General features: G+C 34.0%; 24 protein-coding genes. 20 read left to right on the top strand and 4 right to left on the bottom strand.

Annotated features, from left to right (window positions below; all coding sequences use genetic code 11):
• The first annotated feature begins 80 nt into the window (after positions 1-80).
• The 13 genes from uvrC (at position 81) to IRZ78_RS15000 (ending at position 17,399) form a co-directional block, all read left to right on the top strand.
• Positions 81-1,874, top strand: coding sequence for an excinuclease ABC subunit UvrC (gene uvrC / locus IRZ78_RS15060; protein WP_194617322.1), 1,794 nt, complete (start codon positions 81-83; stop codon positions 1,872-1,874).
• Positions 1,875-1,883: 9 nt separating this feature from the next.
• Positions 1,884-4,253 carry a patatin-like phospholipase family protein gene (locus tag IRZ78_RS15055; protein ID WP_194617321.1) on the top strand — a complete coding sequence of 790 codons (2,370 nt, stop codon included), beginning with the start codon at positions 1,884-1,886 and terminating at the stop codon, positions 4,251-4,253.
• 307 nt (positions 4,254-4,560) lie between these two features.
• On the top strand, positions 4,561-5,718 hold the full coding sequence (locus IRZ78_RS15050) for a homogentisate 1,2-dioxygenase (protein WP_194617320.1): 1,158 nt from the start codon (positions 4,561-4,563) through the stop codon (positions 5,716-5,718).
• Positions 5,719-5,945: 227 nt separating this feature from the next.
• Entirely contained in the window at positions 5,946-7,106 is a 1,161-nt protein-coding gene (gene hppD, locus IRZ78_RS15045; protein WP_194617319.1) for a 4-hydroxyphenylpyruvate dioxygenase, read from the top strand.
• Positions 7,107-7,405: 299 nt separating this feature from the next.
• Positions 7,406-8,176: a DUF3108 domain-containing protein gene (locus tag IRZ78_RS15040; protein WP_194617318.1), complete on the top strand. Its 771-nt coding sequence runs from the start codon at positions 7,406-7,408 to the stop codon at positions 8,174-8,176.
• The gene (locus IRZ78_RS15035; RefSeq protein WP_194617317.1) at positions 8,176-9,117 is read left to right on the top strand and encodes a tryptophan 2,3-dioxygenase family protein; all 942 of its coding nucleotides are present in this window, start codon (positions 8,176-8,178) and stop codon (positions 9,115-9,117) included. Before IRZ78_RS15040 ends, IRZ78_RS15035 begins: the two co-directional genes overlap by 1 nt.
• 21 nt (positions 9,118-9,138) lie before the next feature.
• The gene (locus tag IRZ78_RS15030; protein ID WP_194617316.1) at positions 9,139-10,359 is read left to right on the top strand and encodes a peptidoglycan DD-metalloendopeptidase family protein; all 1,221 of its coding nucleotides are present in this window, start codon (positions 9,139-9,141) and stop codon (positions 10,357-10,359) included.
• A gap of 37 nt (positions 10,360-10,396) precedes the next feature.
• A complete protein-coding gene (locus tag IRZ78_RS15025; RefSeq protein WP_194617315.1) occupies positions 10,397-11,017 on the top strand; it encodes a hypothetical protein in 621 nt (206 codons plus the stop codon).
• A gap of 40 nt (positions 11,018-11,057) precedes the next feature.
• Positions 11,058-11,393, top strand: coding sequence for a hypothetical protein (locus IRZ78_RS15020; protein ID WP_194617314.1), 336 nt, complete (start codon positions 11,058-11,060; stop codon positions 11,391-11,393).
• 113 nt (positions 11,394-11,506) lie between these two features.
• A complete protein-coding gene (pgi, locus tag IRZ78_RS15015; RefSeq protein ID WP_194617313.1) occupies positions 11,507-13,150 on the top strand; it encodes a glucose-6-phosphate isomerase in 1,644 nt (547 codons plus the stop codon).
• 318 nt (positions 13,151-13,468) lie between these two features.
• On the top strand, positions 13,469-16,285 hold the full coding sequence (locus tag IRZ78_RS15010; RefSeq protein ID WP_194617312.1) for a TonB-dependent receptor: 2,817 nt from the start codon (positions 13,469-13,471) through the stop codon (positions 16,283-16,285).
• A 105-nt stretch (positions 16,286-16,390) separates the two neighbouring features.
• The gene (locus IRZ78_RS15005; RefSeq protein ID WP_194617311.1) at positions 16,391-16,813 is read left to right on the top strand and encodes a hypothetical protein; all 423 of its coding nucleotides are present in this window, start codon (positions 16,391-16,393) and stop codon (positions 16,811-16,813) included.
• 88 nt (positions 16,814-16,901) lie between these two features.
• Positions 16,902-17,399 carry a septal ring lytic transglycosylase RlpA family protein gene (locus tag IRZ78_RS15000; RefSeq protein WP_194617310.1) on the top strand — a complete coding sequence of 166 codons (498 nt, stop codon included), beginning with the start codon at positions 16,902-16,904 and terminating at the stop codon, positions 17,397-17,399.
• 100 nt (positions 17,400-17,499) lie between these two features.
• Here the strand turns inward: IRZ78_RS15000 and IRZ78_RS14995 are convergent, their stop codons facing one another.
• Positions 17,500-17,955 (bottom strand): DinB family protein, encoded by a 456-nt coding sequence (locus IRZ78_RS14995; RefSeq protein WP_194617309.1) that lies wholly within the window; start codon positions 17,953-17,955, stop codon positions 17,500-17,502.
• Positions 17,956-18,033: 78 nt separating this feature from the next.
• Between IRZ78_RS14995 and IRZ78_RS14990 the strand changes: the two genes are divergently transcribed.
• The 7 genes from IRZ78_RS14990 (at position 18,034) to IRZ78_RS14960 (ending at position 22,729) form a co-directional block, all read left to right on the top strand.
• Entirely contained in the window at positions 18,034-18,387 is a 354-nt protein-coding gene (locus IRZ78_RS14990) for an ArsC/Spx/MgsR family protein (protein ID WP_194617308.1), read from the top strand.
• A gap of 396 nt (positions 18,388-18,783) precedes the next feature.
• Positions 18,784-19,644, top strand: a complete 861-nt coding sequence (locus tag IRZ78_RS14985; RefSeq protein ID WP_194617307.1) for a YicC/YloC family endoribonuclease — start codon at positions 18,784-18,786, stop codon at positions 19,642-19,644.
• Positions 19,645-19,650: 6 nt separating this feature from the next.
• Positions 19,651-20,250 carry a hypothetical protein gene (locus IRZ78_RS14980; RefSeq protein WP_194617306.1) on the top strand — a complete coding sequence of 200 codons (600 nt, stop codon included), beginning with the start codon at positions 19,651-19,653 and terminating at the stop codon, positions 20,248-20,250.
• Positions 20,251-20,276: 26 nt separating this feature from the next.
• The gene (gmk, locus tag IRZ78_RS14975) at positions 20,277-20,852 is read left to right on the top strand and encodes a guanylate kinase (RefSeq protein ID WP_055094037.1); all 576 of its coding nucleotides are present in this window, start codon (positions 20,277-20,279) and stop codon (positions 20,850-20,852) included.
• A gap of 75 nt (positions 20,853-20,927) precedes the next feature.
• Positions 20,928-21,350 (top strand): DoxX family protein, encoded by a 423-nt coding sequence (locus IRZ78_RS14970; protein ID WP_194617305.1) that lies wholly within the window; start codon positions 20,928-20,930, stop codon positions 21,348-21,350.
• A 68-nt stretch (positions 21,351-21,418) separates the two neighbouring features.
• Complete coding sequence (gene nadD / locus IRZ78_RS14965) at positions 21,419-22,024, top strand: nicotinate (nicotinamide) nucleotide adenylyltransferase (RefSeq protein WP_065448738.1); 606 nt, start codon at positions 21,419-21,421, stop codon at positions 22,022-22,024.
• Positions 22,025-22,729 (top strand): hypothetical protein, encoded by a 705-nt coding sequence (locus IRZ78_RS14960; RefSeq protein WP_194617304.1) that lies wholly within the window; start codon positions 22,025-22,027, stop codon positions 22,727-22,729.
• A gap of 241 nt (positions 22,730-22,970) precedes the next feature.
• Here the strand turns inward: IRZ78_RS14960 and IRZ78_RS14955 are convergent, their stop codons facing one another.
• The 3 genes from IRZ78_RS14955 to IRZ78_RS14945 are packed head-to-tail and all read right to left on the bottom strand — an operon-like array spanning position 22,971 to position 25,760.
• Positions 22,971-24,440 (bottom strand): nicotinate phosphoribosyltransferase, encoded by a 1,470-nt coding sequence (locus IRZ78_RS14955; protein ID WP_194617303.1) that lies wholly within the window; start codon positions 24,438-24,440, stop codon positions 22,971-22,973.
• 24 nt (positions 24,441-24,464) lie between these two features.
• Positions 24,465-25,196, bottom strand: coding sequence for a metallophosphoesterase family protein (locus tag IRZ78_RS14950; protein WP_194617302.1), 732 nt, complete (start codon positions 25,194-25,196; stop codon positions 24,465-24,467).
• Positions 25,197-25,199: 3 nt separating this feature from the next.
• Positions 25,200-25,760: a 2OG-Fe(II) oxygenase gene (locus tag IRZ78_RS14945; protein WP_194617301.1), complete on the bottom strand. Its 561-nt coding sequence runs from the start codon at positions 25,758-25,760 to the stop codon at positions 25,200-25,202.
• Between the last annotated feature and the right edge of the window lie 2 nt (positions 25,761-25,762).

The raw sequence follows: 25,762 nt of genomic DNA, 5'->3' as shown, positions 1-25,762 counted from the left end.
ACTAAATCAGTGTTAAGCTTTTTTCCGGAATCAAAACAACTTTCGAAAATGCTTTACAGCTACTTCAGAAACAAAACAGAATGCAAAAACCGTCTTTAGATCTTCAAATCCAAACTCTGCCGGACAATCCTGGTGTGTATCAATATTATGATAAAGAGGGAAAGATCTTATATGTTGGAAAAGCCAAAAATTTAAAAAAAAGGGTTTCCTCCTATTTCAATAAAATTCATGACACGGCCAAAACAAATGTATTGGTTCGAAAAATTGTAACTATAAAACACATCGTTGTTCCTACCGAAACCGATGCTCTTTTGCTGGAAAACAATTTAATCAAAACTCTGCAGCCTCGTTACAATGTATTGCTTCGTGATGACAAAAGTTACCCTTGGATTTGTATTAAAAGAGAACCGTTTTCGAGAATATTTTCGACCAGACGAATGGTCAAAGACGGGTCAGAATATTTTGGTCCTTATACCAGTTTCAAAACCGTACATACCATTCTGGAATTAATCAAAGAATTATATCCGCTTAGAACTTGTAATTATGATTTAAGCAAATCCAACATCGATTCCGGCAAATTCAAAGTTTGCCTCGAGTATCATATTGGCAATTGCAAAGGTCCTTGCGAAGGTTTAGAACCTCTTGAAGAATATCAAAGACAAGTCGATGCCATTCGCGAAATCCTGAAAGGGAATTTCAAAGAAAGTATGAAAGATTTCAAGCGATTGATGAACCAATACGCTCAGGATTTACGTTTTGAGGAAGCTCAGAAAATCAAAGAAAAAATAGAAGTCCTCGAGAATTACCAATCGCGATCTACGATTGTAAACCCGAAGATTACCAATATCGATGTCTTTTCGATTGTGTCTGACGAAAGTGCGGCTTATGTCAACTTTCTTCAAATTTCGCACGGATCGATCATTCGCTCGCATACTTTAGAGATCAAGAAAAAACTGGACGAAACCGATGAAGAGTTGTTAGAACTCGCGATTATCGAACTTCGCGAACGTTTTCAGTTACTTTCAAAAGAAATCATTGTGCCGTTTGAGATGAATCTGGGCGAGAACATCAAAACAACCGTTCCGCAACTTGGCGATAAAAAACAAATCCTGGATTTATCGATTCGTAACGCCAAGTTTTACAGAATCGAACAGCTCAAACAATTGCAAATTGTAGATCCTGACCGACACACCAATCGTATCATGGCGCAAATGCAAAAAGATTTGCGATTGCCGGTGGAACCCCGACATATAGAATGTTTCGATAACTCGAACATTCAGGGAACAAATCCCGTTGCGGCCTGCGTAGTTTTTAAAGACGGAAAAGCCAGCAAAAAAGATTATCGCCATTTTAATGTAAAAACTGTCGAAGGGCCTGACGATTTTGCTTCGATGACCGAAATTGTCTATCGTCGTTACAAAAGATTATTAGACGAAAACCAACCTTTACCGCAATTAATCATTATCGACGGTGGAAAAGGACAACTTTCTGCTGCCTTAAAAAGTATTGATGCTTTAGAATTACGCGGAAAAATTGCCATTATCGGAATCGCAAAACGTCTCGAAGAATTATTTTATCCCGGAGATTCTATCCCATTATATCTGGATAAAAAATCAGAAACCTTAAAAGTAATTCAGCAATTACGAAACGAAGCGCATCGATTCGGGATCACCTTTCACCGTGATAAACGAAGTAAAGCAGCCCTGAATTCCTCTGTAGAAAGCATTCCGGGCATTGGCGAAAAAACCATGCTAACGTTAATACAACATTTCAAAAGTGTTAAAAGATTGAAACTGGCCACCGAAAAAGAAATATCTGATGTCGTAGGAGTATCAAAAGCCAAAAAAATTGTCGACTTTTACAAAACCAACTAGTTATTTTTTATGCGCCCAATCCAGCTGTCCATTTCAAATACTCGGTCAAAACGATTTTTTTCTATTGCAAAAAAAGGAGTTTCTAAAGTCGCTCTTTTTTTACAGGAAAAAATATCGTTTTGCCTCTCGCAGTTTTCCATTTCCATCTGGGGCGGACAGTTGTTATTTTTCACGCTTTTATTCTTCAATACACAAAACTCTTTTTCACAAGAAAACAGCGAAAAAGCCAAACAAGACGAAGCCAAAAGACCAAAAATAGGTTTGGTTTTAAGTGGCGGAGGCGCGAAAGGATTTGCACACATCGGAGTTTTAAAAGTCCTGGAAGAAGCCGGAATCAAAATCGATTATATTGGCGGAACCAGCATGGGATCTATTATCGGAGGACTTTATGCTTCCGGTTACAACGCCACTCAAATTGATTCTATTTTTAAAAGAACTAATTTCGACGAATTGATTAACGACTATATTCCGCGTTCATCAAAAAACTTTTACGGTAAAAAAAATGACGAATTATATGCCATCGTTTTACCATTCAGCAATTTTAGAGTCGGCATTCCGGAAGCACTTTCAAAGGGAATGTACAATTATAATTTACTAAGCAGTCTTACCCGAAACGTGCGTCATGTACGTGACTTCAATAAACTCCCAACCCCGTTTTTATGTATTGGTACCAATATCGAAACCGGCGAAGAGGTTTTATTAAACAAAGGAAATCTGGTTCAGGCCATGATGGCGAGTGCCGCTTTTCCATCCTTATTTACTCCCGTAGAAATCGACGGCAATTTATTGGTCGATGGCGGTGTAGTAAACAATTATCCTATTCAGGAAGTTCGCAATCTTGGTGCTGATATTATCATTGGTGTCGATGTTCAGGACGATTTAATGAAACGAAAAAACCTGAAAAACGCTACCCGAATATTAGTTCAGATTACCAATCTGCAGTCGATTGACAAAATGAAAAACAAAATAAAAGACACTGATGTTTATATCAAACCGGACATTCGTGATTATGGCGTTATTTCATTTGACAAAGGCGAACAAATCATCAGAAAAGGTGAAGAAGCCGCTTTTGCCGTTTACGAAAAAATCAAAACACTGGTAAACGAAGACAATTTTTATAAAAAACCAAAACTAAAAATTGCTACCGATACCATCCAAATAGAAAAAATAAACAGTGATAAACTAGACAATTATACCAGAGAGTACATTCGCGGAAAACTTCGTTTCAAACCTGGAAGTACCATTACATACGATGACCTTAAAACAGGAATCAACAACTTAAATGCTACTCAAAACTTTAGCGCGATCTCTTATTGCCTGCAACCAGACGGCACAAAAGATGATCTTGATTTGGTTTTAAAAGAAAATCCAACACAAACCTACCTTAAACTTGGGCTGCATTATGACGGATTGTACAAAAGTGCTATTCTATTAAATCTTACTCATAAAAAAACATTTCTAAAAAATGATGTAACATCGCTGGACATTATCCTTGGCGACAATTTCAGGTATGATTTAAACTATTATGTCGAAAATGGTTTCAATATCAGCTTTGGATTTCGCTCAAGAATGAATCAGTTTAATCGAAATGTAACTACAAGCATTAGTAATTTGTTTGCTCAAAATTCAAATGTAAATTTGATTAATGTCGATTTTTTAGACATTACCAATCAGGCTTATTTTCAGACCATCTTTGTACAAAAGTTTTTAATGGGTGGCGGTCTGGAATATAAATACCTAAAAATAGACTCACCAACTCTTTCTAACACAGAAAATACTATCGAGAAAAGTAATTATTTCAGTCTCTTTGGATATTTAAAATACGATTCATTCGATAATAAATATTTCCCTCATACGGGTTTATATTTTTCCGGAGAGCTACAAACCTATTTAGCATCATCAGATTATACCAAACAATTCAAGCCTTTCTCGATTGCAAAAGCCGAGATCGCTATCGCGAGAACTTTATTCAGGAAAGCCACCATTAAAATTGGAGCCGATGCAGGATTTAATATTGGCAGTGACAGCGTTCCGTTTTTCGATTTTATACTAGGAGGTTTTGGATACAGCAAAATCAACAACTTCAATTATTTTTACGGATACGACTTTCTAAGTATTGCCGGAAATAGTTTTATAAAGGCAGACATTAATTTAGATTACGAAATTCTAAAAAAGAATCATATTAACTTTACAGCCAATTTCGCCAACTTAGGAGATGACATTTTTACTAGTGTCGACTGGGTTTCTATGCCTAAATATTCAGGATATGCTGTAGGTTATGGATTGGAAACAATTATTGGCCCTATCGAAATCAAACAATCATGGTCTCCCCAAATGTCAAAAAGTTTTACATGGTTTAGTATCGGATTTCAATTCTAATCCATTTTACTCAAAAACATTAACCCAATAAAGATTGATATTTTATACTTAAAAATATTTTTAATGTTTTTTTAGCGTTAATAATTGACACAATATATAATTTAAATCAATAAAAATTACGACATTTGTTATAATGAAAACAAAATGGACAGGTTTATTAGAGTATCTTCAATTCCTTATCAAGAGAAATCCTGAGTAAAACTACCGAATTGAGATAATTAGTCAATGGCAGCATTGAGCTAATTATCTGTTCACACAATTCAAATTTTTCGAATTATCTAATTTACAATTATCTAATAGAAAAGCCATGCCATTATATCACAAACTCGGAAACTTTCCTCAAAAAAGACACACCCAATTCGAAAAACCCAACGGAGGTTTATACTACGAACAATTATTTGGTACCGAAGGTTTTCACGGACATTCGTCATTATCATATCATGTTCACAGACCAACTCAGGTCAAAGAAATTTTAAACTCCTATTCGGTTGAGCCCAAAATTGCCATTGGAAAAAATATAAAATCATTACTTTTTAAAGGTTTCGAATTGAAACCAGAGAACGATTTTCTAGATAGCCGCAAAGCCATGTTAGTCAACAAGGACTGCATCATTGGTTTGGCTGCTCCAAAAGAATCGCTTCGAAACTATTTCTATAAAAATGCCGATGCCGATGAAATGCTTTTCATCCATAAGGGAAAAGGAAAACTAAGAACCATGTTAGGAAATATTCCTTTTGAATATGGCGATTATCTTATTATTCCAAGAGGCATTATTTACCAAATCGATTTCGAAACTACAGAAAATAGACTTTTTTACGTAGAATCTTATTCTCCTTTTTACACCCCAAAACGTTATAAAAACCAATCAGGTCAACATTTAGAGCATTCGCCATTTTGCGAACGCGATTTTATTTTGCCTAATGAATTAGAAACGCATGACGAAAAAGGTGATTTTTTAATTAAAATCAAAAAAGAAGGAATGATTCACGAAGTAGTTTACGCCACACATCCTTTTGACGTTGTGGGTTGGGACGGTTACAATTTCCCATACGGATTCTCGATTCATAATTTCGAACCTATAACCGGACGTGTTCACCAACCGCCTCCGGTACACCAAACTTTTGAAACGGCCACTTTTGTCGTTTGTTCCTTCTGCCCGAGACTTTACGATTATCACCCAAAAGCAATTCCGGCGCCATACAATCACAGCAATATAGATTCTGACGAAGTACTGTATTATGTAGATGGTGATTTTATGAGCCGTAATAATATTGAGCAGGGTCATATCACTTTACACCCAAAAGGAATTCCGCATGGTCCCGCACCAGGCGCAATGGAGCGTAGCATTGGCCATAAAGAAACCCACGAATTAGCCGTTATGGTTGATACTTTCAGACCACTTATGGTAACTGAAGAAGCGATGGGATTAGATGATGGGCAATACTATAAATCCTGGACTGAATAGTTAGCGAATCGATTTAACCGCAAAGTCCGCAAAGGATTTTACGCAAAGTTCACAAAGATTTCCTAGCTAAGTTTTATCAAAACAAGTTCGCAAAGCTTTGCGTTCTTTACGATTTCAAAAAATATTACTGATAAAATTCTTAGCAAACTTTGCGGTAAAAAAAACAAATCTTAAAAAACATTTCGGCACATCAAATAAACGATTTACCGATTAAACAAATAAACACAATGAGTAAAGAAGTAAAATCAGTAGAATACGGATTAGAAAAAATCTTCGAAGGAGCACAAGACTTCCTTCCATTATTAGGAACCGATTATGTAGAATTCTATGTAGGAAATGCAAAACAATCTGCACATTATTACAAAACCGCTTTCGGATATCAGTCTTTGGCTTATGCCGGATTAGAAACCGGAGTAAGAGACAAAGCCTCTTATGTTTTGAAACAAGATAAAATCAGAATTGTTTTAACAACACCTTTAACACAAGATTCTCCAATTCACGAACACCTAAAAAAACATGGCGACGGTGTAAAAGTTGCTGCTCTTTGGGTTGAAGATGCCAGAAGTGCGTACGAAGAAACCATGAAACGCGGCGCTCGTTCTTTTATGGAACCAATAGTAGAATCAGATGAATTTGGAGAAGTGGTTCGTTCAGGAATCTACACTTACGGAGAAACCGTTCATATTTTCGTAGAGAGAAAAAACTACAACGGTGTTTTTCTTCCGGGCTACAAAGAATGGAAATCTGATTACAACCCCGAACCAACAGGTTTAAAATATATTGATCATATGGTTGGTAATGTGGGATGGAACGAAATGAATACCTGGGTAAAATTCTACGAAGAAGTAATGGGGTTTGTAAATTTCTTATCATTTGATGACAAGCAAATCACCACAGAATATTCAGCATTAATGAGTAAGGTAATGTCTAACGGAAACGGAAGAATTAAATTCCCTATTAATGAACCGGCCGAAGGAAAGAAAAAATCACAAATCGAAGAATATTTGGATTTCTATGGAGGTCCAGGAATTCAGCATATCGCCATTGCAACCGATGATATTATTAAAACCGTATCACAATTAAGAGCACGCGGAGTTGAATTTTTATCTGCTCCTCCTCATACCTATTACCAGGCAATTCCTGAAAGATTAGGAGTTCATATGGATATGATGAAAGAAGATATTAACGAAATTGAAAAATTAGCCATTATGGTCGATGCCGATGAAGATGGTTACTTATTACAAATATTTACGAAGCCAGTTCAGGACAGACCGACGCTTTTTTTCGAAATTATTCAACGAATGGGAGCAAAAGGATTTGGCGCAGGGAACTTTAAAGCCCTTTTTGAGTCGATTGAAAGAGAACAAGAATTGAGAGGAACATTATAAAATCGTAATATTTTTGCATTAAACAGCATAATTCTCTGCAAAGTGATGCTTTTTATGCAAATGTTATGTTAAACTCACCTTTTGCTATTTATTTTTTGAATTTTCTACATATCTTTGCACTCGCAAATCAAGAAGGGGTGGTTTCCTTCTGAATTGATATAAATTTCATAATTTATAGTTTTTTGGTTAGTTAATAGCATAAAAACTCAGTCATTCCTTGACTGAGTTTTTTTGTTTTGGTACATTTGGAATAGAATTTGCATTTCTTTATCTTTATAATGAAATGTAAAAATTGTACTATGAAAAAAATAATCCTACTCATATTAATTCTCACTACACTAAGTTTCGATTCTGCAAGGGAAGATGCTTTCGATACTGGAGAATACTTTAAATTCCGAATTCATTACGGAATTGTAAATGCCGGCTATGCTACCCTCGAAGTAAAAGATGCCACGATAAACAACAAAAAAGTGTTTCATGCTGTGGGTAAAGGCTTTACAACCGGAATGTCGAAATTTTTCTTTAAAGTCGAAGATTTATACGAAAGTTACTTCGATAAACAAACCGGAAGCCCTTATCGTTATGTTCGAAAAATCAACGAAGGCGGTTACACAAAAGATCAGGAAGGCTTTTTTAATCAAAACGAAAACAGGATTTTAGTTAAAGACTACAAACGCAAAACCGAAAAAACAATTGTTATAACCGATAATGTTCAGGACATCATCTCCTCTTTTTACTACTTAAGAAATCATCCCAATATTGATAAACTTAAATCAGGTGAATCAATTACAATTGACATGTTTTTTGATGATGAAATCACAAAATTTAAGTTAAAATATGTAGGTCGTCAAGATATTACAACTAAATTTGGAACCGTTTCTACAATGATGTTTAAACCTTTGGTGCAAACAGGAAGGGTTTTTAAGGAAAAAGAAAGCGTAACGCTCTGGATAACAGATGACGACAATAAAGTTCCAATTAGAATAAAAGCAGAACTTGCCGTTGGATCACTAAAAGCAGATCTCGACGAATATAAGGGATTAAAAAATCCATTTAAAGTAAAAAAATAATGAATACCACAGATAATGCTGAATCAATTCTAAAAGAAATTGACTTAAAATTCCAGGCTATAAACCAAAAAACTGAAGTTCAGTTAGAAGGATTGCTTTGGTCAAAACCAATTACTTATTGGGATTACATTCAGACTGATGCGCTGCTGAATTTACAAATACAACGCACCACACTTCCTGACGAAATGGTTTTTATCATGTATCATCAGGTAAATGAATTAATTTTTAAAATGATTTTGTGGGAAATCGATCAAATTGCCGACACACAAAATATTCAGGTTGATTTTTTTAGCGAAAGATTGTCCAGAATTACGCGTTATTTCGATATGCTGACCAATTCTTTCAGCATCATGGAAAACGGAATGGACGTTGACCAATATATGAAATTCAGAAATACGCTAACTCCGGCAAGTGGTTTTCAAAGCGCACAATACAGATTGATTGAATTTGCTTCGACTGACGTTATCAATTTAACCGATCGCAGGTACAAAGCAAACTTTGATGAAAATACAGATTTAGAAACCAGCTTTGAACATCTCTACTGGCAAGCTGCGGGAAAAGATTATCATACAGGAGAAAAATCATACTTACTTAACGAGTTTGAAAAAAAATATAAGGATCAATTTCTAAAACAAATAGCTACGTTTAAAAACAAAAATATTTGGCAGAAATTCACACAACTTCCACTAGAAGATCAGCAAAATCAAGAATTAATTGATGCAATGCGTCATTATGATAAAACAGTGAATATCACCTGGGTTATGCAGCATTTAAACACAGCAAGAAAATATATTTTAGAAAGCGGAAAAGGCAATGGTGAAGCCACAGGAGGAAGTGACTGGCAAAAATATATGCATCCAAAATACCAAAGACGCATCTTTTTTCCTAAATTGTGGACCGAAGAAGAATTGTCTAATTGGGGAACTGAAACCACAGTTTAATTTCCAAAAAAATAAATAAGTTTGAAAAAAGTATTCGTAATTATAATCCTATTATTTTCAATAATTTCATGTAATAAAACCGCTGAAAAAGTTGAAATTAAAATTACAAAACCAAAAACTAAGAAAGTCGAATTTGGTTTTAATTACGCCGATTTTAATGTTCTTCAAGACACTATAAAAAAAGGAGATTCTTTTGGATCTATCATTCAACGTCAAAATATTGGCGACAAAAAAGTCTACGATGTCGTAGAGCAAATAAAAGATTCTTTTAATGTAAGAACGATTCGATACAATAAACCTTACACTATTCTTCGATCAAAAAATAAAACCAACAAACTTGAGCTTTTTATATATCAGCCGGACGCACTATCCTATTATGTAATTGATTTTCGTGATAGCATTCCAAAAGCTTACAAAAAAGTAAAACCCGTTACACTTAAACGTAAAATTATTGGTGGCGTTTTAAAAAGTTCGCTATCTGAAACTTTAGGCAACGAAAGTGTAGAAACAGCGCTAGCCAGCAGAATTACAAAAGTATTCTCCTGGTCTATTGACTTCTTTAAACTAAAAAAAGGAGATCGTTACGGATTAATTTTTACCGAACGCTTTATAAACGGCAAAACCTACGACGGAGTTGAAGATCTTGAAGCGGCATTTTTTGAATATAAAGGTAAAATCATTTATGCATTCCCTTTTGAGAAAGATACCCTTTCAGGAAAAGTAGAATATTATGACGATCAGGGTAGAACGTTGAAAAACTTTTTCCTGAAAACACCAATCAAATTTAGCCGAATCACTTCAAGGTTTACCGCAAACAGATTCCACCCTGTACAACACACCTGGAAAGCGCACAAAGGAACAGATTATGCTGCTCCAACAGGAACGCCAATTTCGACAACAGCAGCAGGAGTTGTAGAAGCCACGGGATATACAGCAGGAAACGGGAACTTTGTAAAAGTAAAACACAACGGAACCTACTCGACTCAGTATTTACACATGTCCAGAATTTTAGTAAAACGAGGACAAAGAGTTACGCAAGGACAAACCATAGGATTAGTAGGAAGCACAGGATTGGCGACCGGACCTCACGTTTGTTATCGCTTCTGGAAAAACGGAGTTCAGGTTGATGCTCTTCGACTGAATTTACCAACCGGCGAATCTTTGACAGGAAATGACAGAACACGTTTCATGAAACAAATCGAACCTTTGAAAAGAGAATTGGATAGTATTGGTAATTTGTAAGTTTTATCAAAATCTCAATTTTAAAAATATCGAAAACATGAAAAACGCTCGTCTTAAAGCAATTTACAATGAAACTTTTTCAGGTTTAAAACTTTTTTACAGAGACACCACTTTATCTGACACCCTAATTTCGAATTACAAAGTTGGACAAATCATTCAGGAAAAAGGATTTACTGACATGAGTTCTTTGGGCGGTGGACTTTCCGGAAATTTAAGATATTTAATAGCGAGCGCTCATCCTAAGGATTTATCGAAATTCAATCCAGATTCAGTAAAAAATGGTCACTTTCTTTTAGACTCTATTGCTTATTTTAAAGTATTGGACATTTATAAAATCGAAAACAAAACACAGGTTTTTCTTTTAAACATTCCGGACAATTCCTTAACGCTTCTTAAAAATTCAACTTCAAACTTAGAGGAAGAAATTATAGAAAAAGCGCAAAAAAAATTTTCAGACAAAATCAATTTACCTTTAGTTCCGGAACTACAAACCGAAAACTGGAAAGAAAGAACTAAATCCCCCATTGGAATAGATGAAAATGGCCAACTATTTTTTGATGATTCTAAAATTAAAACAGAAGAAATAAAAAGAATAGAAATTGATATTGCCCGAAAAACAATTGAAGTCAATAAAAAGCCATGGTGGAAGATTTGGTAAAGGTTAACTAAAAACAACATTTTACTAAATTTATTAATTAATGAAACGAACTTTATTAATACTCTCTTCAACAATACTTTTAGGATGCTCTAATCCACACGCTTTTATATTGAATGACACAACGAAAAATAAATATTTCCTCTTAGAATTAGTCAACCAAGCCTTTGAAGAAAATCAAATTGACAAATCGCCTTTAATTGTAATAAACGGAATTCCTTTCAAATACGACAAAAAACAAGATACTATATTACTACCTCTCAAAAAATCAGATATTTTAACTTTAGACTTTTTAAACAAAAACAGTAGTCGTATCATTTATAATGAAAAAGAAAATGATGGCGCGATTATAATAATGACAAGAATAAAAAACAAATAACTTCATAAATCGTTTTCGTAACTATTTGTTATATAATTGTGAACCTTAAAGCTATTAAAAGTAATTTCAGTATTTTTGTTTTTTATAACCACATTCTCAATTAAACAAAAAAAATGGCTTTAAACACAACAAACCCAACCGGGACTGAAGCGTGGAAAAATCTGCAAAACCACTATAACGCAATTCACGAAACTACGATACAAGAATTATTTCAACAGGATAATGCCCGTGTTGAAAAATTCAATATACAATGGAATGACTTTTTAGTTGATTATTCTAAAAACAATATCAGCCAGGAAACTGTTTCTCTTTTATTAGAATTGGCCAACTCAATTGGATTAAAAGAAGCGATCGCACAATATTTTGGAGGAGAAATCATCAATCAAACAGAAAATCGTGCTGTTTTACATACAGCATTACGTGCTCCGGAATCGGCAGTTATAAAAGTTGACGGAGAAAATGTAATTCCTGAAGTTTACGAAGTAAAAAATAAAATCAAACAATTCAGCCACGAAGTAATATCCGGAGAAAGAAAAGGATATACCGGAAAAGCTTTTACTGATGTTGTAAATATTGGTATTGGAGGTTCTGACCTTGGTCCGGTTATGGCAGTTGAAGCATTGCAATTTTACAAAAATCATTTAAACCTTCACTTTGTTTCAAATGTTGATGGGGATCACGTAAACGAAGTCATCAAAAAATTAAATCCTGAAACAACATTATTTTTAATTGTTTCTAAAACTTTTACTACTCAGGAAACTTTATCAAATTCTGAAACGATCAAAGAATGGTTTTTGAAATCGGCTTCTCAGGAAGATATTGCAAAACATTTCGTTGCTGTTTCAACTAATATTCAAAAAGTAACTGAATTTGGAATCGATCCTGACAATGTTTTCCCAATGTGGGACTGGGTTGGAGGAAGATTCTCTTTATGGAGCGCTGTTGGATTAAGCATTAGTTTGGCAATTGGTTTTGATAATTATAATGATTTATTGAAAGGCGCCAACAAAATGGACGAGCATTTTAAATCGGCTGAATTTGACGAAAACATTCCTGTAATTCTGGCTTTGTTAAGTGTTTGGTATAATAATTTCTTTGGAGCAGAAAGCGAAGCTTTGATTCCTTATACTCAATATTTACAAAAATTAGCCCCATATTTGCAACAGGCCACTATGGAAAGCAACGGAAAAAGTGTTGGCCGTGACGGAAAACCTGTAAACTATCAAACCGGAACTATTATCTGGGGAGAACCGGGAACAAATTCTCAACATGCCTTTTTTCAATTAATTCACCAGGGAACAAAATTAATCCCAACTGATTTTATTGGATTCGTAAAACCATTATACAGAAACGAAGATCATCATGATAAACTGATGTCGAACTTTTTTGCTCAGACAGAAGCTTTATTAAACGGAAAAACGGCAGCACAAGTTCAGGCTGAATTTGACAAGCAAGGACTTTCTGCAGAAAAAGCATCGTATTTATTACCATTCAAAGTTTTTTCAGGAAACAAACCGACCAATACAATCTTAATTCAAAAATTAACTCCTAAATCTTTAGGTTCGTTAATTGCTTTATACGAGCACAAGATTTTTGTTCAGGGTGTTATTTGGAATATTTTTAGTTTTGATCAGTGGGGAGTAGAATTAGGAAAGCAATTAGCAAACTCTATTTTAGATGAAATTAACACTAAAACCGTAAAAAATCACGATAGTTCAACTTCATTTTTGTTAAATCACTTTTTGAAGAACAAATAGAACCCGAATAAAAAATTCACAACAAACTGAAACGCCTTAATTTAAGAAAAATTAAGGCGTTTTTTCGTATAAATACCACCCAAAATACCCCTAAAACACTGATTCTTGCAAGTTTAGCACTACAAGACCATGAGAATCATTACGATTTTAACAAAATACTATCCTAAAAAATCAAAAAAACGTTATTTTATTTAAGAAAAAAAGAAAAAATCATTTTAATGCGCAACAGATTAGATAAAACTTATTTTTCTTAACATTTTGATAACACTATCTGATTTAATTGTTATAATTTTGCCAAAAACAATAAACTAATAACAAATGAAGACAATGAAAAATTGGTTACTCACTGGACTATTGTTCATGATAGTTTCAACCGCATTTTCTCAAGGAAAAATTACAGGTATGATTACCGACGGAGTTGGATCATTACCAGGAGCAAACGTAGTGATCAAAGGATCTACGACTGCAACTTCTACAGATTTTGACGGTAAATTTACTTTGAATGCAACAACAAGTACAGGAGAAATCGTTATTTCTTTTTTAGGTTACGAAAACAAAACTGTAAAATTTTCAGTTTCTGGCGGTTCTACAAACTTAGGAACAATCGTTTTAACTTCTAACTCAAACGAATTAAGCGAAATTGTTGTAAAAAGTACAGTTGTCGATATTGCAAAGGACAGAAAAACTCCTGTAGCAGTTTCTACAATTAAAGCTGCTGAAATTCAGGAAAAATTAGGAACTCAGGAATTTCCGGAGATCTTAAGAAACACTCCTTCAGTATATGTTACTAAATCAGGTGGTGGTTTTGGAGATGCAAGAATCAACATTCGTGGATTCAACCAAAACAACATCGCTGTAATGATCAACGGTATGCCAGTTAACGACATGGAAAATGGTTCTGTTTACTGGAGTAACTGGGCTGGATTATCAGAAGTTGCTTCTGCTATTCAGGTACAAAGAGGTTTAGGAGCTTCTAAACTTGCAACTCCTTCAGTTGGAGGAACAATTAACATTGTAACTAAAGCTTCAGACAGAAAAGAAGGTGGATCTTTCTCTTCAGGTTTCGGAAACGCAAGAAACTTTAAAATTCAAGGTTCATACAGTACTGGAAAATTAGATAATGGTCTTTCTGCTTCGATCTTATTATCTCAAACAATGGGAGATGGATACATTCAGGGAACTCAATTTGAAGGTTCTAACTATTATGTAGCTTTAGGATATGCTACAAAAAATAACAAGCATGACTTTCAACTTACAGTAACTGGAGCACCACAATGGCACAACCAAAGATCTACTACTCCTACGATTGCTACTTACCTAAAATATGGTACAAATGGCGATCCAAATACAAGATATAATGCTGATGCAGGATATTTGAATGGTGAACAATACAACATCAGAAAAAACTACTACCACAAACCGGTTGCATCTGTTAACTGGGATTATAAAATCAACGAAACTACAAAACTTTCTACTGTTCTTTATGCGTCTATGGGTCGTGGAGCCGGAGCAAGTGCTGGTGGTGGTGTTGGTGGATCAACATACAACGGATCAGTTTTCTTAAATGCAGACGGATCTGTTAATTACGACAAAATCCAAGCATGGAACAACGGTACTGGACAAGTTTTCTTTAACGGAGCAAACAGAACAAGAACTCCAGTTGCGGGTGTTGGTTTTCAAAACAGTTCTTCAACAGGAAGAACAGGACAAGGAACACCTGCTTCTCCTTATGTTTACAATACCACTTCAGGTATCTCACAAACTTCTTCTATCAACTCTCATGACTGGTTTGGAGCTGTTATCAACTTAAATAAAAAATTAAGCAATACCTTAACTTTAGATTTTGGTATCGATGCAAGAACTTACACAGGATATCACTTTACAGTAGTAAATGATTTATTGGGTGCAGATGCATTTTATGACAACAACATTGCAAGTTTAAAACCAACAGGAAGAAATCTTACATCAACTTACGGTACAGATGTTCAATGGAACGTTTTTGATAAAAAAAACTACGACAAAATATCTTTTAACAGTACTGGAAAAGTTAAATGGTATGGTCTGTTTACACAATTAGAATACTCTAAAGATAACTTAACTGCATTTGTTCAGGGAGCAATTTCAGAGCAAGGATTCAAAAGAGAAGATAATTTTGTTTACTTACCAACAAATCCATTATCATCTACTGATTACAAAAACATCTTAGGTGGAAACGTAAAAGCTGGAGCAAACTACAACCTTGATGAGAAAAACAATGTTTATGTAAACGCAGGTTACTACTCAAGACAACCGTTCTTTAACTCAGTTTATCCTAACAACAGATCAACTGTAAACCCTAACCTAACTAACGAGAAAATCCTTGGTTTTGAAGCTGGATATGGTTTCCGTACAAGAACATTTACTGCTACAGTAAATCTTTACAATACTACATGGAACGACAGATACTTGAAAGGTAACGCTCTTCCAAGTGACAATAATACTTACACAGAATACGTAGGTCTTAACGAAGTACACTCTGGATTTGAGTTAGAAGCAAGTTCTAACATAACAGAAAGATTGAAACTTAATGCTATGTTCTCTTACGGAATTTGGGAATACAAAGGAAACGCTACTGTTAATGCTTACTACCAAGTAGACAACACAGCAGTACCAGGATTCTCTGGAATTCCAGTATACATGGACAAAGTAAAAGTTGGTGATGCTGCTCAAATGACAGCTTCGTTAGGCGCTGCTTACGAAATCTTAACAAGAGTAACTATTGACGCTAACTACAACTTTAACGATAAGTTATACGCTGGATTAAGCCCAATTAACTTTTCATCTCCTGACAACAAAGGAGCATTAGAGCTGCCTTCTTACGGATTAGTAGATGCTGGTTTCTCATACAAAATGTTAACTGGTAAAAACAAAGACAAATCTGTAAACTTCAGATTAAACGTAAACAACCTTTTTGATAAAGTTTACATTGCTGAATCAAGAACTAACATTTTTTCTGATGACAACGTAAGTACGACAAATGCTGCTTTAGGAACTTATGCTTCTAACAACAGACTTTACAAAGGTTTAGCTGACGCTAACCAAGTTTACTTCGGATTTGGAAGAACATGGAACTTTACACTACGTTACGATTTCTAATATTTAGAATCTAAATAAATACCAAAAAACGGCGTTGACTTTTAGTCTAATGCCGTTTTTTTTATGCCTTTTTTGCTATATTTGTTTTAACAAAAAAATTAATTTATGTACCATTTTCTACAAAAATTCCATTCTGGCTGGGCTTATTTAGCACTTTTGCTTTTATTAATTGCAGTTGTAAATGCCATTATTGGAGTAACTTCAAAGAAAGATTTTACAGCTAAGGATCGTAAAATTGCATTGTTTGCCTTAATCGGAACTCACACTCAATTATTGATTGGAATAATACTTTATTTTGTTTCTCCTTTAGGAAAAGCAGCTTTCGGGCAAATGTCTAATGCAGAACTAAGATTAACTTCACTAGAACATCCATTAATCAATCTTATTGCTATCATTTTGATCACTATTGGATGGTCGAAACATAAAAAATTAATTAATAGCGAAGCTAAATTTAAAACTTTTGCTATTTATTACGGATTAGGATTATTGCTTATATTAAGTAGAATCCCATGGAACCTTTGGTTCTAAAAACCAATTAAAGCCCTAAAATAATAGGGCTTTTTTTATCTCGGCATATTATTTGTACAAACTCCCCAAGTCTGAAAAAAAATAACCCATGAGAAGTAAAAAAAACATTATACTTACCAGCCTTACAATAACTTTTTTAAGCTGTTTTACTTATGTCATAAGTCAAACAAAACCAGCAACAGAACCTAAACCGAAAACCTCGCAGGATACGGTAAAAATGGTAAAACCCGATATACTTGCCATCCCAACTGATTCTGTTTTTACTGATAAAGGTTTAAAGCTAAAACCTTATAAAAAAAATGCTCACGCCTCTTACTACGCTGACCGTTTTAACGGAAAAAAAACAGCAAGCGGAGCCCGATTTAGTAATAGTAAATATACTGCAGCGCATAAAAAACTGCCATTTGGCACCAGAATAAAAGTAACAAATGAAGCTAACGGAAAATTTGTCATCGTTAAAGTAACAGATCGCGGACCGTTTGTGAGAACAAGAGAGCTTGATTTATCTAAAAGGGCTTTTATGGAAATCACCAAGAGCAAAGGAAGTGGCGCAATGAAAGTAACAATAGAAACTATAGTGGAATAATGAAATATTCGATATTCAAACCCGACAGGTTTTAAAATCCTGTCGGGTTTTCTATTTTAAATAATAATAATAATAATAATAATAGAAGTGCATCTAAAGCTTAAACAAACTTTCTAATACTCATGATAATTCCGCTATGGATTCCTTCATGATAATTATTAAAATCTAAAGCTCCATCGATATTTTTGAGCGTAAAGCCTAAGCTTGTGGTGTATTCATTGTAATTTGCAAACAGGTTATTTGCAAAATCCTGTTCGGTTTGATGCAAAGTTGTAGAAAGTAAGATTCTGATTTCATCAACTTCAGCTTGTGAAACATCACCTTCTGGTTTGGTTCCTTTTTTATATTTTGCAATAAATTCATCTGAAGCCATGGTTGGCAAACCTGACAATTTATAGATTAAAACCTGTTGCGAGGAAATGCAATGGGCAATATTCCAGATCAGGTTATTGCTAAATCCTTGCGGAATTTTATTTAATTGTTCTAATGAATGATGATCTAAAACCTTTAGAAGAATTTCCCTAATGGTTTTCTGTACTTCAAAAACTGAGTTCATAATTTTATTTTTTTTCTAAAATTAGGCATTTTTCAGTTTTAAATGAATTTTCTTTGTAGTCTCTTAAATTTAAAAAACATGAATAAAATATATTATTTGGCTTCTTGCGATACGTGTCGCAAAATCATCAAAAGCTTACCAAAGGACAATAATCTGGTTTTTCATGATATCAAACAAAACCCAATTACAGAGGCAGAACTGGAAGAAATGTACAAGCTTGCCGGAAGCTACGAGGCTTTGTTTAGCAAGAAAGCCCAATTGTACAAATCGATGGATTTAAAGAATAAATCGTTGACTGAGGATGATTATAAAAAATACATTTTAGAACATTATACTTTTTTAAGTCGTCCGGTTTTTATTATTGATGAAAAGATTTATATTGGTAATACACAACCTGTAACATTGCAGGTTCAAAAAGCTTTAGAACAATAATAACTTTAAAGCTGTAATGAATACTAGTTTGGGTTAGGGATAGAAGCGGAAATCCTTTTTTTGAGCTTTTTCTGCTCAAAAAAAGATTCAAGCGGATAGCCCGGCCGGAGGAAACGCCCAAATTAAAATTCTGGTTATAAAAAAGTTAGCCACGAATTTAATTATTGTGAATTCAGTGTTTTTCTTTTGCCACAGATTAAAATGATTTTATAGATTTTACCAATCTTTGAGAATCTTTTTAATCTGTGGCAACTTTTAAGCTCAACAAATAATTGGTTCAAATTCGTGAAATTCGTGGCGAAAAAATCTTAATCTAATAACGGTTTTAACAGATTAGTTATTTACAACCCAAGACTGCAAAGTTTTATTTATCTTTGCGCCTTTATACTCAATTATATGATACAATCTATGACAGGGTTTGGCAAAGCTTCTTTGCAATTGCCTACAAAAAAAATTACCGTTGAAGTAAAATCCTTAAATAGTAAAGGTTTAGATTTAAACGTAAGAATGCCGTCGCTTTATCGCGAAATGGAATTAGGTTTAAGGACTTTGATCTCTACAAAACTAGAAAGAGGAAAGATTGATTTCGGGATTTACATTGAAAGTACTTCTGAACAAACTTCGACTAAAGTAAATGTACCTGTTGTAAAAAACTACATTGCTCAGCTTAGAGAAGTTTATCCTGATGCTGACGAAACTGAATTGATGAAAATGGCGGTTCGTATGCCTGATACGCTAAAAACGGAACGTGAGGAAATCGATGAAAACGATTGGGAACAAATTCAGGTGATTATTGACGAAGCGCTGCAAAATATCTTAACTTTTAGAAAAGACGAAGGCGAATCTCTTGAAAAAGAATTCAACTTAAGAATTGGAAATATCCGCCAGTATATGAACGACGCTTTGGCTCTTGATCCGGAACGTGTTCAGGCTATCAAAGATCGTTTGCAAACTGCAATAGCTGAATTGAAAGTGAATGTTGATGAAAATCGTTTCGAACAGGAATTGATTTATTATCTGGAAAAACTGGATATTACGGAGGAAAAAGTGCGTTTGACAAATCATTTAGATTATTTCTTAGAAACTATAAAAGGTACTGAAGCGAATGGTCGTAAATTAGGTTTTATAACTCAGGAAATGGGTCGCGAGATCAATACTATGGGCTCTAAATCGAATCATGCGCAAATGCAAAAGTTGGTGGTGATGATGAAGGATGAACTGGAGAAGATCAAGGAACAGGTATTAAATGTACTTTAAATCCTGATGAAAGTTTTTCTTTTTCTCATTATCCTTTTGTTTAGCTTTCATGTTAAAGCTCAGGAAATTTCAGAAATCAATAAGGTTTTAGAAATATCGGATATGTTAGGATTTGAAAAAGAAATTCGCATTTATAAAGATTATTCCATTACCAACACAATGCAAATATTGAGAATGTATGATGAAGGGAAAGACAATTGGAAAGTTTATAAGTATTCATACTCCAAAAACCTAAATCAAGTAACAAAAATTGATGGATTAATTTTCCCTAAAGAATCTATTGGAAAATTGAAGCCAAAAGATGCGAACTTAATCTGGCTTCATTTACTGTTAACGAATGTGGAATTTCTTCCAGATATAGAAAGAGTAGAATACAAATTAAGCACTCCATTTATAGATTTACAAAAGGGAGAAAAGGTACTTAACAGAAAAAAAGTTGTTGTTACAGATGGAGTGGGATATCAGGTTTATATTAAAAATGGAAAGATTGAGAATAACTTTTCTTTTTATAATCCGGAAACCTATTTAAAATACTATCCAAAAGTTGATGAACTAATCGCATATAATGAAATATTATCAATCCTAAAGAAAGAGTTTAATCTCTGAAATGATTGATCACATATAAATAAAGAATGAACAAAGGAAAATTAATTGTTTTCTCAGCACCTTCGGGATCAGGAAAAACAACTATAGTAAGACACTTACTTGGGAAAGAAGATTTAAATTTAGAATTTTCGATCTCAGCGGCTTCACGCGACCCACGCGGAGAAGAGGAACACGGAAAAGATTATTATTTTATTTCGCTGGAAGAATTCAAAAAACACATTAAAGCCGAGAATTTCCTGGAATGGGAAGAAGTATATCGTGACAATTTTTACGGTACTTTGAAAGCCGAAATAGAACGTATCTGGGCTTTGGGTAAAAATGTAATTTTTGATATTGATGTTGCCGGCGGATTGCGTATCAAACACAAATTTCCGGATCAGACTTTGGCTGTTTTTGTAAAACCACCAAGTGTAGATGAACTAAAACGCAGATTGAAAGAGCGTTCTACCGAAAGTGATGACAAGATCAATATGCGTATTGCAAAAGCTTCTGTTGAGTTGGCTACTGCCCCTCAGTTTGATACTATTATAAAAAATTACGATTTAGATACGGCTAAAGAAGAAGCGTATCAATTGGTAAAAGCTTTTGTAAATAAAGATTAGAAACTTCATAAAATCAATACTTTTTTAGAGAAACAGCCGTTAGCTTTTGATCTAACCGCTATTAATATCTGTATTATGATTAATTTATTTGAAATAAAAAGAAACGAGAATTATCTAAGCATCATTATTCTTGTCATTAGAATAGCCATTGCGACATTGATGATTTCTCACGGATTATCTAAACTCAATATGCTTTTGGCCGGAGGTGAAATTCAGTTTCCTGATCCGCTTGGAGTAGGAAAAACAGCTTCGTTGACTCTTGCTGTTTTTGCAGAAGTAATTTGTTCTTTTTTTATTTTTATTGGTTTAGCCACAAGATTGGCTACTTTGCCATTAATTATTACAATGCTGGTTGCTGTATTTGTTATTCATGGCGCTGATCCAATCGATGTAAAGGAAATGGGAATTTTATATTTGCTGTTTTATCTACTTCTTTTGGTAACCGGAAGTGGTAAATTCTCTATTGATTGTTTGATTTCAAAAAAGAATCGTTACTAAGCTATTTTAATACCACAGATTAATTTGAATGTAATACTTACTATTTGAATTATGAAAAAAACTCTTTTATGAAGATAGGCCTTTATTTCGGAACGTATAATCCCATTCATGTTGGCCACTTAATTATTGCCAATCATATGGCTGAGTTTGCCGATTTAGATCAGATTTGGATGGTGGTTACGCCTCATAATCCGTTAAAAAAGAAATCTACCTTATTAGACGATCATCAACGTTTAGAAATGGTGCATCTGGCAACAGAAGATTATCCTAAAATAAAGCCGTCTGATATTGAATTCAAATTACCTCAACCCAATTATACGGTAAATACTTTGGTTCATTTGCATGAAAAGTATCCTACGCATGATTTCTCCTTAATCATGGGCGAAGACAATCTGAAAACGCTTCATAAATGGAAAAACTATGAGGTACTTTTAGAGCACTACGAAATTTATGTTTATCCAAGACTCGAAGACAAAACACAAACTGGTGAAACTTTAGAGGAAGAACCAAACACTTTAAAATCGCATCCTAATATTCATATTATTGATGCGCCTATTGTAGAGATTTCGGCTACTTTTATTCGAAAAAGTATTAAAGAAGGGAAAAATATTCAACCGTTATTGCCTCCGAAAGTTTGGGAATATATTGATCATAATAATTTTTACAAGAAATAAATGTCTTTCTCCGCTTCGATTTTTTATCCGAAGAAATCCAGACAATTCGACTTTACTTTGTCTGAAAAGCTAACTTGGTATTCTTTAACTGCAATTATTTCATATTCGTTATTGCTTGTTTTTATTGAAAAATCATTTGGATACGATATTTCAGAATATACATATTGTTTACTTATAATTCCTTTTATAACTTATATTATTGGGGGCGCAATTCGGTTAAATGAATATGAAAATTTAAATGGTCATTTTATAGGAAGTATGTCTTTTGAAGATGACTTTTTACTTATTGAATCAAAGGAATATTTATACAATAAAATTGAAGATTTAATTGTATTTGGAAATTCGTACTCTGGTCAAAGAAATGAAAACACACGATCTGGCCCGATGTACAGTAACGGAGTACATAACTCAATTTCTTTCGTTTATGATGATCAAAAAATTTCCCTAAATTTTAAATTAGATTCCGAAAGACATATTGATGAATTACAATCAGCTTTATTGAATATCATTACCGATGAAAAAATCCCATATCAAAGAAGATATCTAAATTTAATAAATTCTGAATATCGTTCATTCATGAAATTTGAACTTTTTATTGCAAAATTGATTAGAGAAAAAAGGATGGAATGTACAGAAGGATTGCTTTTGATAGGATACGATTCTGATGAAGAAGCACAAGAATTGAGAGCAAAATATTGCTGTTAGATAAGTACAAAAAGAAAAAAGCCTGAATTTCAAAATTCAGGCTTTCGTTTTTAATATAATTTACTTCATAAACAGCTCCAGAGAAGCTAAATATTTATAGAAAAAATAATTCACAAACATTTTAAAGCTCCAGCGGAGCGACATATATCACCCCGATGGGTCTTTTTGAAATAGAACACTTCAATGCTATAAATATATCGTCCCTCTGGGACTTCTATCAATTCAACAGATAGTTGAATTGTTATGCTTCAATATTAACATCACTTTTAACACGTGATCTAATATCACTTAAAGACTGATCTACTAAAAGTTTTCCGTCTCTGAAAACTTCTTTCAATTCCCCTTGTTTTTCTTCTTCCCATGAAACATTATCGGTTAAATGATATACACCGTCAATTAAGTCGATTTTCATTAATCCTTTGGCAGATTTTTTAGTTCCGTCATCTGTGATTGGATCTTTGAAGATGGCTCTTCCTTCTCCATCCACTTCTCCGTAAGTGGCTTTCATCGCAAAACCAAAAGTATCTCTGGTATTGTATTGATAGGTAAATGATCCAATTCCTAAAACAACATTGGTCGAAGCGAAACCTTTTTCTTTTAATCTCTCGCAAATTTGAATCGCTCTTGCTACCGTAATACTATCCCCGTAAATAGCTCCAATTTGAGGAATAAGCTCTTTGTATCCTTTTGCATTAGTTGTACCTCCAAAAACATCCCAAAGCAGCTCAATTACACCTTTCTTCTCTTGTTCGGTTTTTCCGTTTGGATTTCCGCAGATAATATCAACCGGATCACCGCTATCAGGACGAATCACAACTTTACCTTCTCTGGCAACAATATCTTCTTTTAATCTTGGCAAATAGTCCGTTAGCACTTTCCATAAATCCCAGGTATCAGAAACGATAGAAACGATTCCTTTTGGATAAACTTCTGTCACTAATCTTTTGAACGTTTCGCATTCGCCTTCGGTAGTTCCCATGCACATTACAGAATGCTCTGTTGCGGCAACTGAACCTGCGATTAATTCAGTATCTGAATTGGCATTGTAATATTCTTCGAAGAAATCAATTACCGGAATTGTATCAGAACCTGTAAAGCTTAACAAATGTCCTGCTGCAGAAGTTATTGCCGCTTCTATTCCACCCATTCCTCTCATTGAGAAATCATGTGCCTGCCAGTCTACAAATTCAGGAACAGAGGACGTTTCATCAGCATATTTGTCTAATACTTTTCTATATTCTTTCGCAATTGTAGCAGAGTTACAAGGCAACCAAACTACTGCTGAAAGTAGAGTTTCGAAATAATTCGTCAACCAGAAAAATTCCGGAATCGTATTGTACATCGTAAACATTGGCACTCTCAAAGGTACGCTTACTCCTTCCGGCAAAGCTTTAAAAACCATCGGAATATATCCTAAATCGTGTAAATCTTCGATATGTTTTGTCCCAACCTGGTTTTCACCCAAATAATTATTGATTCGGCGTGCGTATTTTTTAACCACTTCTTCTTTTGGCTGTTTGAAGAAATATGTATCAAAATCATGAATAATATATTTCTTGATAAAATATTGCAATCCAAAAAACACGACCTCATCAAGTCCTTCAATTCTTGATTTTCTAGGCGTCCAGTTAGAATATACTAATGTGGTTTTGTCCGGGTATTGTCTTCTGTGGTCAACTTTGTAACCGTCTGTTAATAGTAATGGGTTCATATAAGTTCTTCGTTAATTTTTAAATTATTTATTTCTTCCTTTTTCTTTTGGATAAAAGGATTCTACTGCATCACTTTGCCAAAATGCTTTTGTTTCGACATCAAGACCGGTTAATTTACCATAAAAACCTGCTCCGGTATCAATATTCCAGACATTGCAACCTTGCATTGGAATCTCTATATTATAATGAAGCGTTGGTGTGTGGCCAATGTAAATCTCATTATAAAGCAATAATCTTTTAGGATAAGAAAGTGAATCTTTTTGTATTCGCTTATCCATTGTCAGAGCCATTTCCCAAAGGGTCCTGTCCCAGGAATAATTTGTTTTGTAATGTTCCTTGTCCGGACCATGCATAGACGAAAATCCTGCGTGAATAAACAAATTATTATTTTCATCCACAAAATAATCTTTCATGTTTTCAAAAAAATCACAATGTTTTTTTCTTGCCAAAAGATCAACGTCCTGATAACTTTCTATAGTTGATTTTCCTCCGTGCAAAAACCAAATATCGTTTATAATATCGTTCTTCAGCCATTCGTGACACCAAACATCATGATTACCTCTTATAAAAATGCATTCCTGTTTTTGGGATAAATCAATCAGAAAGTCAAGCACTTGTGCCGATTCACTCCAGCCATCGACATAATCTCCCAGAAAAATAAATCGGTCATTTTCTGAATAATCAATTCTGTCTAATAACTGAATTAATGCTTTTAATCCACCATGAATATCTCCAAAAACTAAAGTTCTTTTCATCAGTTAGATGTTGTTTTTAAGTTTATACATAACATCACTTCTTAAAACATACTTTATTCCAGAAATCAAGGCCGATCCTTCATGACGTTGACTGTGTTCAAAAATAAGCGCTGTTCCGGTTTTGGGCGTAATAATTTCACCCGAAGCAAATTTTGTTTCTCCGCCTTCATATCTATCATTCAAATAAATGAGAAATGTATAATAACTAAATTCAGATTCACTGCGCTTATAACTTCCGTCACGATGCATTTTAAAACGTTGACCCGGATTATACTTATAAAACCTGAACATTTCATTTAATCCCGTAGCGAAACTGTTTCCTACTTCAGACTTAATATAAGGCTGCAATTTTTGCCATAAAAAAGATGCATACTCTTCATCTTGATACATGATACGTTCGTTATTGCGTACCATTTTTATCATTTTTTGTGCTCCATCAATATTTATTTCTGCTTCCTGAAAACCGACTTGTTCGCTTTTTTCTATCAACTTATTACACTCATCAATCGTAAGAAAATTATTGATTGTATAAATTTCTGTTGCTTCATTAATAATGGTTACCATAA

Source organism: Flavobacterium sp. CSZ (genome assembly GCF_015350725.1).
In the GTDB taxonomy this organism is placed as follows: domain Bacteria; phylum Bacteroidota; class Bacteroidia; order Flavobacteriales; family Flavobacteriaceae; genus Flavobacterium.
This window is presented reverse-complemented; position numbering and strand designations above follow the sequence as displayed.